The organism is Vibrio sp. SCSIO 43086 (assembly GCF_051132235.1).
Classification (GTDB): Bacteria; Pseudomonadota; Gammaproteobacteria; order Enterobacterales; family Vibrionaceae; genus Vibrio; species Vibrio diabolicus.
The window spans coordinates 3,144,461-3,160,769 of sequence record NZ_CP072677.1; the positions used below are offsets into that span (position 1 = coordinate 3,144,461).

The following is a 16,309-nucleotide window of genomic DNA, read 5'->3' on the forward strand; positions in this document are numbered from 1 at the left end:
ATAGTCAATAAGTGCCTGTTTGTCGTCAGGCACTTATGGATTTTTCGAGCCCTACCAATCTTGCGCTTTTTGCTCTTTCTCTGGCCCAAAAACGACAGACAATGGATCTTGATGGATCAAAACATCCGCATCAGGAAACAAAGCTAAAAGGTTTTCCTCAACTTTATCGGCAATATAGTGCGCTTCGATTAAACGTAAGTTATCGTCTAGCTCCAAGTGCAACTGAATAAAGCGTGTCGGCCCTGACATGCGGGTGCGCAGTTGATGAACCCCAAGAACCCCTTTCACATTCAAACATTCATTACGGATTTGCTCCAATTCGGAATCCGGCAGCTTTCGGTCTAATAACGTCTGAATCGCTTCGCTGACCATTTTGAAGGCGCTGTAAAGAATGAAGACACCAATGCCAATCGCAAACACCGCATCCGCTTGCGTCACGCCAAAGTAGCTGAGTCCCAGAGCCACCATGATCGCAGCGTTCATATACAAATCAGTCTGATAATGCAGAGAATCCGCCGCGATTGCTTGGCTCCCTGTCACGCGTACCACATGTTTTTGGAACATCACCAAGCCAAGTGTGACCACTATCGCAAACAGCGATACATAAACACCGAGCTCCGGCGCATGCAGTGCGTGTGGGCGGAAAAATCGGTCAATCCCGTTCAGGATCAAAAACACCGCCGACCCCGAAATAAACATCGCCTGAGCCAAGGCCGCTAAAGACTCAGCTTTACCATGCCCAAACGTATGTTCGCGATCTGCTGGTTGTAAGGCATAACGGACAACAACGAGATTTACCACCGACGCGGCGATATCCAACATTGAGTCGATCAGTGATGCCAATAGGCTAACTGAGCCGGTCACCCACCACGTGATGACTTTTACAATCAAGAGAAGAGTCGCCACAATAGTTGCAGTCCAAGCTGCGGTCGTCACTAAACGTGCATATTGCTGTTTCATAATCAAAGAGTTAACTCAAACCATACGTTGAGTATATTGAATGCCCATGAAATAACCAGATCAAAAAGAGGCAACCAATGGCTGCCTCTTTATATAACATCAATTCATGACTTAATTATTGCGGTATTTTTCCATGCGCTTATGCATTCTGTCGCCACACTCTTGCATGCGTTCATTTTGCAACTTCACAAACTCTGCTTTTTGTTCTGGCGTTAATACGCTCAGCATTTGGTGCTTTCTTTCTAGCATTTGCACACGGTGCTCAGTTTGGCGTTCAACCATTTCCTTTGCTAATGCGGTCGCTTGTGCTTCATCAAAACTATCCGCTAGTAAGAGTGACTGCATTTTTGCGTGGTGTGCTTGTCGCTCAGCCATACGAGCTTCGCGATTTTCAGAATATTTGCCTTTCATCTGTGCGCGGTTTGCTTCACGGAAAGACTTAAGCTGATCTTTTTGAGCATCCGTCAAATTCAAATCACGCATAATGCCGCGGTCCATTCCCATGCCACATTCATCACGCGGGCCTTGATGATGGTTTTTACCACCGTAAGCGAATGCGCTTGCTGCGCCGAGAGTAAGAGGTAGAACAACAGCAGCTAACACAAGTTTTTTTGCAGATTTCATAATTTGATTCCTTACACAGGTGAGTGATTCTTCTGAGCTGTTCTCACAGCGCTTGAGTATAGAATACGACCCACTAGGTAAAGCGACGTATAGGGAGCGTAAAGAATCGTAAAGAGTGATTTTTACCCTCTTCGCAGCACATCATTCCAATGTAATATTAAGCTATCGGTAACTTACTATAGGTGCCCCCATGGCAAACATTCTTTTAATTGATGACGATATCGAGCTAACCAGCTTATTAAAAGAAGTACTCAGTTTCGAAGGATTTGACGTCAGCGAAGCAAATGATGGCGAAGCAGGCTTAGCTGCGGTCAATGATAAGATTGATTTGATTTTGTTGGATGTCATGATGCCGAAGCTAAATGGCATGGAAACCCTTAAACGCTTGCGTGAAAACTGGGAAACTCCTGTCTTGATGCTGACCGCTAAAGGGGAAGAAATTGACCGCGTGATCGGTTTAGAGCTAGGCGCGGATGATTATTTACCGAAACCTTTTAGCGACCGTGAACTGTTAGCACGTATTCGTGCGATCTTACGCCGTACCAGCAGCACACAGAAAAACACCAAAAACAGCGATTGCATTGAGTATCAAGAGCTCCGTCTTTACCCAGGTAAACAAGAAGCATACTGCGATCAACAGTTGCTCGATCTCACAGCAACCGAGTTTGCTCTGTTGACCCACTTTGTGCAAAACCCAGGACAAGTGCTAACTAAAGAGACATTGAGCCTAGATGTGCTTGGTAAACGACTCGCCGCTTTTGATCGCGCGATCGATATGCATGTTTCGAACTTACGTAAAAAATTACCAGATCAGAGCAATGGCAAGCCGCGAATCAAAACCCTGCGTGGTCGTGGCTATATGCTGCTTGAGGAGGATTAATGCGCCTATCACGCATCAAACTGCCAAACATCAATAGCTTGTATGGACGCATCTTTGCCATTTTTTGGTTCACTATGTTATTGGTGTTGATAGCCGTGCTATCACTGCCACATTTGGACCCTCGCAAAGCTCGCGACATTCCAGAAGAGCACTATAAACGTATGGTAGAAATGCGTGACGCAATCCAACAAAAATACCGTCAGCAAACTGATTTAGGTCGAATACTATTTCGTATCGAGGGTAACCGTCACGGTAAGCATGACCCTCGTCCGCGCGTATTTTTTTCTGACTACAGCGGTAATGTTCTTACGACAGAAAAACGCAGTAATTTCCAATTACGTGCCATGCAAAACTTTGTCACCAGTATCGAAGATTACAACCAGCCAAAGCAGAAACTGTATGGTCGATACATGATTGCAGGTCCAATCCCGATAACTTTGGCTGGCTCCGATATCTTGATGTATGTGGGCTTCAAGTGGAATGAGCCACCACCACTACTCTTGCGTCTGTTTGATCACCCATTCCAGCTGTTGCTCGCGGTCATGCTGGTTAGTACACCATTGCTGTTATGGCTTGCCTGGGCACTAAGTCAGCCAGCGCGTCGTCTTGAAGCCGCCGCTCAACGTGTGGCGAAAGGCGAATTTGTCACAGACCCAAATTTAGAAAAAGGCACGGCAGAGTTTCGTCAGGCTGGCAGCAGCTTCAACCAGATGGTCGAGGCGGTTAATCAAATGATTTCAGGACAACAACGCCTGCTATCCGATATCTCTCACGAGCTGCGCTCACCTTTAACTCGTCTACGCATGGCAAGCGCATTAGCAACGCGTAAACAAGGCGAAAGCCCAGAACTGACTCGTATCGATACCGAAGCGCAGCGCCTGGAACAGATGATCAGCGAATTGCTTGAACTGTCTCGCATGCAGGCGAACAGCCATATGACTCGCGAAACGCAGCCACTGGAAAGTTTGTGGGAAGAGATCATTAAAGATGCGCAGTTTGAAGCTGAGCAAATGGGTAAGCACCTACACTATTCTGAACTGCCAAAACGAAGTATCTCCGGCAATCCTAAACTGCTGATGAGTGCGGTGGAAAACATCGTTCGTAACGCCATTTATTACGGGAAAGATGAGGTGCAAATCGACATCAAGGCCGATGATGATACGCTGCATATCACGGTTGATGACAATGGCGAGGGCGTTCCTGAAGAAGAATTAGCCGCGATTTTTCGTCCGTTCTATCGCGTTTCAACGGCCCGCGATCGCCACTCCGGCGGCACGGGTCTCGGCCTAACCATTACCGAAAGTGCCATCCGCCAGCACAGTGGAACGATCGTCGCCAGTCGAAGTCCGTTAGGCGGATTGCGCATGAGTATCACCTTACCTATCAATCGTTAACTTCAAGCCGATGAGCTAACAGTAAGCCACACCCTATTTCTAGAGTGAGAGATTCACGGCTTCATCTTCACTTTAGAAATTGGGTGGGAACGCCTTCGAATACCCTTACAAAGATCAAAGTTGATAATAATTATCGTTAGCATTAAAGTGAATTTTCCAATTAAGGAGGATTTACTATGTCACATACATTTCCCGCTCTGCCTTACCCGTACGATTCACTAGAGCCGTACATCGACGCGAAAACCATGGAAGTGCACTACAGCAAACATCACAAGACTTATTTCGATAAGTTCGTAAGTGCCGTTGAAGGGAGCGAGCTCGAAACTCAGTCGCTAGACGAGATCTTTGACAATATCTCTAAGCTCAGCTCTGCAGTGCGTAATAATGGCGGCGGCTACTACAACCACATCATTTATTGGAATTGCATGTCTCCAAACGGTGGCGGTGAGCCTCAAGGCGCACTTGCTCAGGCAATTAACGATAAATTTGGTAGCTTTGCGCAATTTAAAGAAGCGTTTGCCCAAGCCGCGATTAATACCTTTGGGTCTGGCTTTGCATGGCTGATCGTAAAAGATGGTGAGATTCACATTACGTCCACCAGCAATCAAGATAACCCTCTGATGGACGTAGTGGATGTACGCGGCGAGCCAATTCTCGCTCTTGACGTGTGGGAGCACGCGTATTACATCAGCTACCAAAACCGTCGTCCAGAATACATTGACGCATGGTGGAACGTCGTCAACTGGCGAGCGGTTGAAGAAAATTACGCTCACGCTCTATTATAAAGAGCATCGATACTTACGGTATTAACGTCCGCGCTAATGCCTGCTCTCATACCCAGGTCAATCTTGCTGAATCTCGCATATCTTGGTGACTTGGGTATATACTGCCCCTCTATTTGACCAACTCTATTTCAATACCATGTTTGATATCGCTTTATACGAACCAGAAATCGCGCCGAACACCGGCAACATCATTCGACTTTGTGCCAACTGCGGTGCAAACCTTCACTTAATTGAACCTCTGGGTTTCGATCTTGAAGAGAAGAAAGTCCGCCGCGCTGGTTTGGATTACCATGATTTAGCTCGCGTAACGCGTCATAAGAACTATCAAGCATTCTTAGAATATTTAGAGAAAGAGAAACAAGGTAACTACCGATTGTTTGCCTGCACCACCAAAACCACAGGTCACCACGTTGATGCACAATACCAAGCAGGTGACGTATTGATGTTTGGTCCAGAAACTCGTGGCTTGCCTGCTGAAATCATCGATAGCTTGCCAATGGAGCAGCGTATCCGCATTCCAATGATGCCAGATGCGCGCAGCCTAAACCTTTCGAACGCCGTTGCGATCATTGCTTTTGAAGCATGGCGTCAAATGGGGTTTGAAGGCGCGTTGTAAGCACCACGATTTTCAGACACAAAAAAGGGCGCTCGTGCGCCCTTTTGTTTTCTTTACTCTCTGACTCAATCAGTTGAGCTTGTTGCGATCATCATCGTCTTTACGCTCGTATTCCCCTTCAAAGGTATTGCCATCGTCTGACTGGGAATCAAATGGGTCACGGCGGAACGGGTCTTGCTCAAATGGCCCTTGGTTAGAGAAACCACCTTGGAAGCCACCACCATGCATGGTTTTCACCACCATTTTACTCATCAAGTATTTGGCAATCGCGGCGCGTGGAGCAGGAAGCAACACCAGCATACCAAGAGCATCGGTCATAAAGCCCGGTGTTAACAGCAGCACGCCAGCCACCGCTAGCATTACGCCTTCAAAAATTTGCTGTGCTGGAATTTCACCTTGTTCCAGACGCCCCTGCACAGACATCAGAGTTTGGATGCCTTGGCTGCGCACCAACGATGCACCGACAAATGCCGTGATTAATACTAATGCGATAGTCGGCCACAAACCTAAAAAGCCGCCCACCTGAATAAATAAGCCGATTTCAATGATCGGGACAAAAATAAACGCCAATAATAAGATAGGAAACACACGCCCTCCTTTGTTTAATTCAGTGTAATGGTAAAAGCGGACTAAGCTCAAACGAATCGTTGTAAAAAAGCGTGTTCATACTGGTCTCTTCTTACTCAGAAAAAGCGGTAGTGGAGTGTTTCATTCAATTGCATACCGATTTTTTCGTGCTTTTAAAGTGCTAATTTCGAACTCTAAAAACCCATGTTTGTCGAGGAAAATCGAGTACCCATAAAGGGTTATTAATAACCCGTTCATACTTTGCAAATTATTGACTCATGAAAAACGAAAAAGGTGATCTAGTTACTATTTTTATGCGCTAGGTGCAGTATCATGTGCCACATAAGTCAGGACGGATTTTCCAGCCAAAAATTCTGATGAATGGATTCTAGATTGCAGAAATGGCTAATAAATAACTTTATTATCAGAATTATCATCTAAGGATCCTGCTATGGCTACCCTATCTGATGCTCCAAAAACAGCAAACCCAGCCACTCGTATTGAAGAAGATCTATTAGGTCAACGTCATGTCCCTGCAGATGCGTACTACGGTATTCATACGCTACGTGCGATCGAGAACTTCAACATCTCTAATATGACCATCTCTGACGTACCAGAATTTGTACGCGGCATGGTAATGACCAAAAAAGCAGCGGCGTTGGCAAACAAAGAACTTGGTGCGATTCCAAAAGACGTTGCAAACTACATCATCGAAGCGTGTGATTTGATCCTAGAAACTGGCAAGTGCATGGATCAGTTCCCATCAGACGTATTCCAAGGTGGTGCGGGCACTTCAGTGAACATGAACACGAACGAAGTGATCGCAAACGTTGCGCTTGAGCTAATGGGTAAAGAGAAAGGTCAATACGAATTTGTTAACCCAAATGACCACGTAAACAAGAGCCAATCAACCAACTGTGCGTACCCAACGGGTTTCCGTATCGCGGTTTACAACAGCGTACACAAACTAATGGAAGCAATTGAGTACCTAAAAGGCGCATTCGAACTTAAAGCAATTGAGTTTAAAGATGTACTGAAAATGGGTCGTACTCAGCTACAAGACGCGGTACCGATGACTGTAGGTCAAGAGTTCCACGCTTGGGCAGTAACACTAAACGAAGAGATTCGTGCTCTAGATTACACCTCTAAACTACTCCTAGAAATCAACCTAGGCGCAACCGCAATCGGTACAGGTCTAAATACACCGACTGGCTACCAAGCCCTTGCAGTAAAACACCTAGCGGAAGTAACAGGCCTTGACGTTGTAGCGGCAGAAGACCTTATCGAAGCGACTTCTGACTGTGGCGCATACGTAATGACGCACAGTGCACTAAAACGTCTAGCGGTGAAACTATCGAAGATCTGTAACGACCTTCGTCTACTTTCTTCTGGCCCTCGCGCAGGTCTAAATGAATTGAACCTACCTGAAATGCAAGCAGGTTCTTCAATCATGCCAGCAAAAGTAAACCCAGTTATCCCAGAAGTAGTAAACCAAGTTTGCTTTAAAGTTCTAGGTAACGACAACACGGTTTCTTTCGCAGCAGAAGGCGGTCAGCTACAGCTAAACGTAATGGAACCAGTTATCGCACAAAGCATGTTTGAGTCTATCTCTCTACTACACAATGCGTGTGTGAACCTACGTGATAAATGTATCGACGGCATCACAGTCAATAAAGAGACTTGTGAAAACTACGTTTACAACTCAATCGGTATCGTCACTTACCTAAACCCATACATCGGCCACCACGAAGGTGACATCGTAGGTAAGATTTGTGCGGAAACCGGTAAGAGTGTTCGCGAAGTTGTGCTAGAGCGCGGTCTGCTAACCGCAGAAGAGCTTGATGAAATCTTGTCAGTAGAAAACTTCATGCATCCTACTTACAAAGCGAAACGCTACGAGTAATAACTAATTCGAAGGGGGCCACTCAGGCCCCTTTTTTAGGCTCTCATACGGTTAACCACATTTTTTATATGCTTTTATTGCCATTAGGCCACTGGGTTCTAATTCTCTGAGCATTTACTCCTGTTCCTGAGTGTTCAAAAAATCAGAATCAAATAAAAACTAAAGAGGTATCAATATGGTCATGGTCGAACTCTTCGTGGTTCTGCTCTTCATCTATTTGGGGGCAAGAATCGGTGGTATCGGCATTGGTTTTGCCGGTGGTGCTGGGGTCATTGCGTTGTCTTTGATCTTGGGCGTACCAACAAGCCAAGCTTACATTCCAGTTGACGTAATTTTGATCATCATGTCGGTCATCACGGCCATCGCAGCAATGCAAGTGGCTGGTGGTTTAGACTGGATGGTGCAAGTTGCTGAAAACTTTTTGCGCAAGCATCCTGAGCGCATCACCTTTTATGCGCCTATCGTAACTTACCTAATGACATTAATGGCGGGTACTGGCCACACGGCATTCTCTACTTTGCCAGTAATTGCAGAAGTCGCGAAAGGTCAAGGTGTGCGCCCTTCTCGTCCTCTGTCTATTGCGGTTGTCGCATCGCAAATCGCGATCACTGCCTCGCCAATCTCAGCGGCTGTTGTAGCGTTTGCGGCAATGCTGCACCCATTTGGCGTTGACTACCTAACACTACTAGCAATCTGTATCCCAACGACGTTCATCGCGTGCATGATCGGTGCGTTCGTGGCGAACTTCATGGGCTGTGAGCTAAAAGACGATGCTGAATACCAAGAGCGTCTAGAAAAAGGCTTAATCAAGCTAAATACAGAAGCAAAACGCGAAATCCTACCAACAGCGAAGAAAGCTACCTTCATCTTCCTAGGCGCAATCGCATTCGTAGTGTGTTACGCAGCAGCAATTTCTGGCTCTGTTGGCCTTATCGAGAACCCTGCTCTAGGTCGTAACGAAGCTATCATGACGGTAATGCTAGCAGCCGCGGCAGCTATCGTAATGAGCTGTAAAATCGACGCTGGCAAAATCCCAGCCGCAGCAACATTCCGCTCTGGTATGACAGCGTGTGTGTGTGTTCTTGGTGTGGCATGGCTAGGTTCTACCTTCGTTAACGCGCACGTTGACGGCATCAAAGAAGTGGCTGGTGCGCTACTAGCAGACTATCCATGGATGCTAGCACTTGTTCTATTCTTCGCGTCTATGCTGCTTTACTCTCAAGGTGCAACCACGGTTGCGCTAATGCCAGCAGCACTTGCTATCGGTGTAGCACCACTAACCGCCGTTGCGTCTTTCGCAGCAGTAAGTGCGCTATTCGTACTGCCAACTTACCCAACGCTACTTGCGGCGGTTGAGATGGATGACACGGGTTCGACGCGTATCGGTAAATACGTATTTAATCACCCGTTCTTCGTACCTGGTGTGGTAACCATTGCATCTGCGGTAGCACTTGGCTTCGCATTCGGTGGTCTACTGATCTAGTGGAAACAGAGTCTTACTCGGGGAGCTTCGGCTCCCTTTTTTATTGCCTGTCGTCTTGAATTATGCTCAATAAATCTTCATTTTCATGAAACTTATTGACTCGCCTCCGGGTCTGATTGAGTTACACTAACGGCAATTATCTAAGATGAATTGACTCTTTTATGCGCGCATTACTTTCCGTTTTACTCTTAGGGCTTATTACCTTTTCCACTCCGTCTTTGGCCTTGTTCGGCAAAGACCAGTTTACCAATAGCCAGAACAACAGTTTTGGTAGCAGCAGCGACAGCTTTGTTCCGGTCGATCAGGCATTTCCGTTTAATTTCTACCAGCAAGACGACAAATTGATGCTCGATTGGCAGGTACGCGATGGTTATTACCTGTATCAAGAGCGTTTATCTGTGTCTGGTGAGAACATCTCACTGGGCGAACTGCAAATGGAAAACGGCACGCCACATAAAGATGAATTCTTTGGTGATGTGCATATCTATACCACACCACTATTTGTCAATATCCCACTGAGTAATTGGCAAGAGGGCGCACGTGTCATTGTGCAATATCAAGGCTGTGCGAAAGCGGGCTTCTGCTACCCACCAGAAACACGTGAGATTCCAATCAGTGCGTTTTCTTCATCCAATTCCGACACCGTAGCACCGACTGCCAAGGCACCAGCGACAGAACAAGCACAGCCAACAACAAAATCAACCACCACTTCAGTACCAGTCAGTGAGCAAGATAGCTTAGCCGCGAATCTAGCCGACAAGTGGTGGACGCCGTTGTTGTTTTTGGCACTTGGTGTGGGTCTAGCATTTACCCCTTGTGTACTGCCGATGTATCCCATTCTCACCAGCATCGTGCTTGGTAGCGGCAAACTGAGCCAACGTCGTGCGCTTGGTTTGTCATTTGTTTACGTACAAGGCATGGCGCTGACTTACACGCTGCTCGGCCTTGTAGTGGCGTCTGCGGGCATGCAGTTCCAAGCGGCGATGCAACACCCTTATGTGCTGATTGGTTTGAGTGTACTGTTCATCGCATTAGCTATGTCGATGTTTGGTCTGTATTCATTGCAGTTACCAAGCAGCGTGCAAACGTGGCTGAATAACTTAAGTAACAAGCAGCAAGGTGGTAGCAGTGCTGGCGTGTTTGCAATGGGGGCAATATCTGGCTTGGTTTGTTCTCCGTGTACTACCGCCCCACTCTCTGGTGCGCTGCTTTACGTCGCACAAAGTGGCGACTTACTCACCGGTGGGGTCGCCCTTTACGCGCTGGCGATGGGCATGGGTATTCCGTTGATCCTTGTAGCGGTATTTGGCAACAAGTTGCTACCAAAAGCCGGCGGTTGGATGGACCGCGTGAAAACGCTGTTCGGCTTTATTCTGCTTGCTGCGCCTATCTTCTTGTTGGAACGCATCATGCCAGAAATGTGGTCAACAATTCTGTGGTCAACACTGGGCATCGCTGCCTTTGGTTGGCTGTATCATGTGAAAAACAGCTTGGAGTTTGGTGGCTGGAAACAAAGCGCCGTTGGCATCATCGCCGTATTGGGTTTGCTCGCGTCAGCACAGCCAGTATTAAATTACTGGTTTGGTAATAACGCAACGCAAGCTCAACAAACTTCCGTAAGCTTTACACGCATTGCCAATGTTGCAGAGTTGGAAGAACAACTAGCGCTAGCCAAAGCAGCTGGCAAACCTGTGATGCTCGACTTCTACGCCGATTGGTGTGTGGCGTGTAAAGAGTTTGAAAAGTACACCTTCCATGATCCAAACGTCGAAGCCAAGCTAAAAGACTTTGTTCTTTTGCAAGCTGATGTAACCAAGAACCAAGTGCAAGATATTGAGTTACTCAAACACATGAACGTACTTGGCTTGCCAACCATCGAGTTCTGGGATGCGAATGGCGAGCACATTTCAAACGCACGTTTAACCGGCTTTATGCAAGCCGAGCCTTTCTTAGAGCACATCCAACAATTCTGATCATCAGATATTCAAACGCCAGTGATGACCACTGGCGTTTTTTATTACCCAGATTTGAATGAGAAAATTGCGCTTATATGCAATTTTCCTAATAAAAGTCGATTTGGTTCAGACTTTTAGCGAATAAATATTGTCCACTCTCTCAAAGCTGGACAATAATAAATTTAACGAAATAGTCAAAAGTGTTTAACGTCATGGATTCGACCTACACCATCATCATTGCAGATGATCACCCACTCTTCCGTAATGCCTTGTTTCAATCTATCCACATGGCTATCAGTGGGGCAAATTTGCTTGAAGCGGACTCACTCGACGCACTACTGGCTTTGTTAGAGCGAGAAGAAGAGCCAGATTTGGTGCTATTGGATCTCAAAATGCCAGGAGCAAATGGTATGTCTGGCTTGATTCACTTGCGAGCAGAACACCCAGACTTACCAATCGTCGTCGTCTCGGCTAGTGAAGAGCCAGCGATCGTGACACAAGTGAAAAGCCATGGTGCGTTTGGTTTTATTCCGAAATCGAGCGATATGCGCGAATTGGTGAATGCGCTCAATCAAGTGCTCAATGGCGACCCGTATTTTCCTGAAGGGCTGATCACCAATAACGCGGCATGTAATGACTTAGCGGAGAAGATTGCCGCGCTAACGCCACAGCAATATAAGGTGTTGGGGATGTTGTCAGATGGCTTACTGAACAAACAAATCGCCTACGAATTGAATGTTTCAGAAGCCACCATCAAAGCGCATATGACGGCGATTTTCCGCAAGCTCGGCGTAAAAAACCGCACACAAGCCGTCATCATGCTAACGGAGATGAACGACTAGACTCACTCCTCGTCAGCGAGCAGGCTTTGCTCGCTTGGCAACCGGATACCTACTTTGGTGACTTGTTGGTCAACGACATCGGCAATGATCCATTGCAAGCCTTGCCACTCGAATTGGTCCCCTAACACTGGTGTACTCCCCAATTGTTCTTCTACAAGGTTTCTCAAGCTTTTATCGAGTGACTCATCGCCCAAGTTCAGGCCATACATCATCGCAATATCGGCAAGGTTCACTTCAATATCTAGGAAGAAATCACCAAAGAATCGTGCCAATGACGCTTTCTCAGGCGCTTCACTGAATAGCAAGCTCAGAGCATCCAAATCCTTTTCTTGCGCCAACACACACAAGGTATCGTCTTCTTCGAGGCGCGTGCTGCCTGACGGATGCAATAACGCTTTATTGCGAAATACTGCGGCGATGCGCGTTCCATCCGGCATCGAAAGACTACGCAATGGTTCACCAATACACCATTTATCCGCTTTAAGCTTATAGATAAACAGTTCCCACTCACTAGTAGGGTAAATCTCCACACCAGTGCGTGAAATTGGCTCAGGTTTAGAAGGCAGCTCTACCTTCGCCAGAGACATCGCTTTAGTCAATGTGCCACCTTGTACAATCAAAGAGACCATTACCACGAAAAACGCCAAATTGAAGTACAACTGCGCATCTGGCAATCCTGCCATCATTGGAAATACCGCCAGAATGATTGGGACAGCACCGCGCAAGCCCACCCAAGAAACAAACCACTTTTCACGTGGTGTGAAACTCTTGAATGGCAGTAAACCGATCCAAACCGAGATTGGACGGGCAAATAAAATCATCCCAAAGGCCAGCGCCAAACCAGGCAACGCAATAGAGAGCAAGTTGGAAGGCGTAACCAATAAACCAAGCACGAGGAACATACCGATTTGAGCTAGCCACGTCATGCCATCTAGCACATGAAGAATGGAATGGCGGCTGCGTGTTGGACGATTACCTAGCAGTAAACCAACCAGATAAATTGACAGAATACCGCTGCCACCTAATGCATTAGATAAAGCGAAAATCAGCAAGCCACCACTGACGGTTAAAATCGAATATAAGCCATCCGGCAGTTGATTACGATTGATGACCTTCCACAAAATCCAGCCACCAGCAAAACCGAGTAAAGCGCCAATACCAAACTGCTTAAGAAAACTGAGCGCCAAAAAGCCCACACTCAAATCTGCATCTGGGTTCGCTAAAATAGCAATCAGAGTAACAGTCAGAAACACCGCCATAGGATCATTGGTGCCGGATTCAATTTCCAGCGTTGAGCCAACACGTTCGTTAAGACTACGACCTTTGAGTAGAGAAAAAACCGCGGCGGCATCAGTGGAGCCGACAATCGCACCAACTAATATACCTTGCAGCAAGTCTAAGTCGAATAACCACGTTGCCATCAGCCCGGTCAAAATAGTGGTGATCGCAACGCCAAATGTTGCCAAGGACACCGAAGGCCATAATGCCACCCTAAAGCTGGCAACCCGTGTTCTCATACCACCATCGAGCAAAATGATGGCTAATGCGAGGTTACTGACCAAGTAAGCGATCGAAAAATTATCAAATAAAATACCGCCTAAACCGTCTTCCCCCGCCAGCATTCCAACGGCTAAAAATACCAAAAGAATTGGGATTCCCAACTTAGAGGAAACTGGGCTTAAAAGAACGCTAAGTGCGATTAACAACGCACCTATAAGAAAAAAACTATTAATGGTGTCTGCGTCCATTCTCACCCTCCCTTAATGAAAAACGATATGCTTGTGATGAGCTAAGGCGACTTCGTTAATAAGTTAATGCCTTAATCTGCCTCCTCCTTAAACCGTCCCAAAGCGCGAGGTTGTACGAGAATGACTCAGTTATATTACTTTATTGTGCGCTAAAACGGTGATTTGGTACGAAAACTTTATGTAAATAAATTACTTGTGAATTTTTCACGCCAATTTTTTCGCTGATTGATAAAAAGAAGAACGCAGAATGTTTCTGTTAAGGATCGCTAAAATCAATGAAGAAAAAATTAATCACGTCTCTTATTCGTGCTTTTTATCATTTTTCTCCTTAGACCTTTGGCTAATTTAACAGCTTTTTAACATTAACAAATAACCCTAACTATTCTCTAAGCGCCCATATCACGGGAGTTTTTTATTTTTTATACCCCGACTAAAGTTGAAAAGAGTTCTTGCCAACACCTTGCTAATGTACATGTTGAAACATTTTTTTAACAACAATACCAATCGTAAGGAGACGGCAATGGCATTTGAAAGCGAAGAAAGAGCCAAAGCCTATTGGGACAAAAACGTGAAGCTCATGATTGGCCTTATGGTCATCTGGTTCGTAGTGTCTTTCGGCTGCGGCATTTTATTTGTCGACGTACTTAATCAATTTCAATTAGGTGGATACAAACTTGGTTTCTGGTTTGCTCAGCAAGGCTCCATCTACACCTTCCTAGGTATTATTTTCTATTACGCATGGAAGATGCGCCAAATCGACCGTGAATTCGGCGTAGATGAGTAAGGAGTAACTCAGATGGATTTGAAAACTATTACCTACCTGGTTGTTGGTGCAACCTTCGTCCTCTACATCGGTATTGCGATCTGGGCGCGTGCGGGGTCAACCAAAGAGTTCTATGTCGCAGGTGGCGGGGTCAACCCAATCGCTAACGGTATGGCAACCGCTGCTGACTGGATGTCGGCGGCATCGTTCATCTCAATGGCGGGTCTGATTGCCTTTATGGGTTACGGCGGCTCCGTATTCCTAATGGGTTGGACGGGTGGTTACGTACTGCTTGCACTGTTGCTCGCCCCTTATCTACGTAAGTTTGGTAAGTTTACGGTGCCAGAGTTTGTTGGTGAACGCTTCTACTCGAACACGGCACGTATCGTGGCGGTTATCTGTCTTATCATCGCATCGGTCACTTATGTTATCGGCCAGATGAAAGGCGTTGGCGTTGCCTTCGGTCGCTTCCTAGAAGTTGATTACTCAACAGGCCTACTGATTGGTATGTGTATTGTATTCATGTACGCAGTACTTGGCGGCATGAAAGGCATCACATACACGCAGATTGCTCAATATTGCGTACTCATTCTTGCTTACACTATCCCTGCAATCTTTATCTCTCTGCAACTTACAGGTAACCCGCTACCTCAGATTGGCCTCGGGAGTACCATTCAAGGCACCGATGTTTATCTGCTCGATAGGCTCGACCAAGTGGTGACCGAACTCGGCTTTAGTGAGTACACTACGCAGGTTCGCGGTAGCACACTAAACATGTTCGTTTACACCATGTCATTGATGATCGGTACTGCAGGTCTACCACACGTTATCATCCGTTTCTTTACAGTACCTAAGGTGCGTGATGCGCGTACTTCTGCAGGCTGGGCACTTGTGTTCATCGCTATTCTATACACAACGGCGCCAGCAGTATCAGCAATGGCTCGTCTAAACCTAATGGATACCGTCAACCCTGCGCCTGGTCAGCACCTTGCGTATGATGAGCGCCCTGATTGGTTCAAGAACTGGGAAACAACAGGTCTATTAGGCTTTGATGATAAGAATGGCGATGGCCTGATCGAGTACACCTCAAACCCTGACACCAATGAATTGCGAGTTGACCGTGACATCATGGTACTAGCAAACCCAGAAATCGCTAAGCTACCAAACTGGGTCATTGCACTCGTTGCCGCTGGTGGTCTCGCTGCAGCACTATCCACAGCTGCGGGTCTGTTGCTCGCTATTTCGTCGGCGATTTCCCATGACTTAATCAAAGGGGTTATAAATCCGAACATATCCGAGAAGAAGGAGCTGCTTGCCAGCCGAATCTCGATGGCGGTGGCAATCGCAGCCGCAGGCTATCTCGGATTGAATCCTCCTGGCTTTGCCGCTGGTACGGTGGCGCTCGCCTTTGGTCTTGCTGCGTCATCCATCTTCCCTGCGTTGATGATGGGTATCTTCAGCAAAGGCATCAATAAAGAAGGCGCAATCGCCGGTATGATTGCTGGTATCAGTATCACACTGTTCTACGTATTCCAGCACAAAGGCATCCTATTCGTTGCTGACTGGAAATATCTAGAAAGCTGGGGAACCAACTGGTTCCTAGGTATTGAGCCAAACGCGTTTGGTGCTATCGGCGCACTATTTAACTTCATCGTGGCATTCGCGGTATCGAAAGTTACGGCGGAAACACCTCAAGAAGTTAAAGATCTTGTTGAACACGTTCGTGTCCCTGTTGGTGCAGGCGATGCCGTGGATCACTAAAATATAACGCAAGCCACAAAAGCCCCAC

At 46.6% G+C, this 16,309-nt stretch carries 14 protein-coding genes; 10 read left to right on the top strand and 4 right to left on the bottom strand.

Features of this window, described 5'->3' with window-relative positions; genetic code table 11:
• Positions 1-51 precede the first annotated feature (51 nt).
• Both fieF and J8Z23_RS14950 read right to left on the bottom strand, forming a co-directional pair.
• The gene (fieF, locus tag J8Z23_RS14945) at positions 52-960 is read right to left on the bottom strand and encodes a CDF family cation-efflux transporter FieF (protein ID WP_005397530.1); all 909 of its coding nucleotides are present in this window, start codon (positions 958-960) and stop codon (positions 52-54) included.
• 111 nt (positions 961-1,071) lie between these two features.
• Positions 1,072-1,584, bottom strand: coding sequence for a CpxP family protein (locus J8Z23_RS14950; protein ID WP_005397532.1), 513 nt, complete (start codon positions 1,582-1,584; stop codon positions 1,072-1,074).
• Positions 1,585-1,774: 190 nt separating this feature from the next.
• Here J8Z23_RS14950 and J8Z23_RS14955 point away from each other — a divergent pair, with 190 nt between their 5' ends.
• From J8Z23_RS14955 to trmL, 4 genes are all read left to right on the top strand, one after another.
• A complete protein-coding gene (locus J8Z23_RS14955) occupies positions 1,775-2,464 on the top strand; it encodes a response regulator (RefSeq protein ID WP_005397534.1) in 690 nt (229 codons plus the stop codon).
• The gene (gene cpxA, locus J8Z23_RS14960; protein WP_434634135.1) at positions 2,464-3,858 is read left to right on the top strand and encodes an envelope stress sensor histidine kinase CpxA; all 1,395 of its coding nucleotides are present in this window, start codon (positions 2,464-2,466) and stop codon (positions 3,856-3,858) included. Before J8Z23_RS14955 ends, cpxA begins: the two co-directional genes overlap by 1 nt.
• Before the next feature lie 176 nt (positions 3,859-4,034).
• Positions 4,035-4,643 carry a superoxide dismutase gene (locus tag J8Z23_RS14965; protein ID WP_301579767.1) on the top strand — a complete coding sequence of 203 codons (609 nt, stop codon included), beginning with the start codon at positions 4,035-4,037 and terminating at the stop codon, positions 4,641-4,643.
• Between the two features lie 136 nt (positions 4,644-4,779).
• On the top strand, positions 4,780-5,259 hold the full coding sequence (trmL, locus tag J8Z23_RS14970; protein ID WP_005382381.1) for a tRNA (uridine(34)/cytosine(34)/5-carboxymethylaminomethyluridine(34)-2'-O)-methyltransferase TrmL: 480 nt from the start codon (positions 4,780-4,782) through the stop codon (positions 5,257-5,259).
• Between the two features lie 69 nt (positions 5,260-5,328).
• On the opposite strand, the gene J8Z23_RS14975 is transcribed toward trmL, so the two are convergent.
• Positions 5,329-5,847, bottom strand: a complete 519-nt coding sequence (locus J8Z23_RS14975; RefSeq protein WP_005397539.1) for an FxsA family protein — start codon at positions 5,845-5,847, stop codon at positions 5,329-5,331.
• Positions 5,848-6,277: 430 nt separating this feature from the next.
• Here J8Z23_RS14975 and aspA point away from each other — a divergent pair, with 430 nt between their 5' ends.
• The 4 genes from aspA to J8Z23_RS14995 all read left to right on the top strand — a co-directional run bounded on the left by aspA (position 6,278) and on the right by J8Z23_RS14995 (position 12,009).
• Positions 6,278-7,729 (top strand): aspartate ammonia-lyase, encoded by a 1,452-nt coding sequence (gene aspA, locus J8Z23_RS14980; protein ID WP_005397540.1) that lies wholly within the window; start codon positions 6,278-6,280, stop codon positions 7,727-7,729.
• Between the two features lie 175 nt (positions 7,730-7,904).
• Positions 7,905-9,212 (top strand): anaerobic C4-dicarboxylate transporter, encoded by a 1,308-nt coding sequence (locus tag J8Z23_RS14985; RefSeq protein WP_005382378.1) that lies wholly within the window; start codon positions 7,905-7,907, stop codon positions 9,210-9,212.
• Positions 9,213-9,373: 161 nt separating this feature from the next.
• The gene (locus J8Z23_RS14990) at positions 9,374-11,185 is read left to right on the top strand and encodes a protein-disulfide reductase DsbD (protein ID WP_395192043.1); all 1,812 of its coding nucleotides are present in this window, start codon (positions 9,374-9,376) and stop codon (positions 11,183-11,185) included.
• 194 nt (positions 11,186-11,379) lie between these two features.
• Positions 11,380-12,009 carry a response regulator gene (locus J8Z23_RS14995; protein WP_005397542.1) on the top strand — a complete coding sequence of 210 codons (630 nt, stop codon included), beginning with the start codon at positions 11,380-11,382 and terminating at the stop codon, positions 12,007-12,009.
• 2 nt (positions 12,010-12,011) lie between these two features.
• On the opposite strand, the gene J8Z23_RS15000 is transcribed toward J8Z23_RS14995, so the two are convergent.
• A complete protein-coding gene (locus tag J8Z23_RS15000; protein ID WP_047010251.1) occupies positions 12,012-13,757 on the bottom strand; it encodes a potassium/proton antiporter in 1,746 nt (581 codons plus the stop codon).
• Positions 13,758-14,277: 520 nt separating this feature from the next.
• Between J8Z23_RS15000 and J8Z23_RS15005 the strand changes: the two genes are divergently transcribed.
• Positions 14,278-14,541 carry a DUF4212 domain-containing protein gene (locus J8Z23_RS15005; protein WP_005397548.1) on the top strand — a complete coding sequence of 88 codons (264 nt, stop codon included), beginning with the start codon at positions 14,278-14,280 and terminating at the stop codon, positions 14,539-14,541.
• 12 nt (positions 14,542-14,553) lie between these two features.
• Positions 14,554-16,281, top strand: coding sequence for a sodium:solute symporter family protein (locus tag J8Z23_RS15010; protein WP_005397550.1), 1,728 nt, complete (start codon positions 14,554-14,556; stop codon positions 16,279-16,281).
• Positions 16,282-16,309 lie beyond the last annotated feature (28 nt).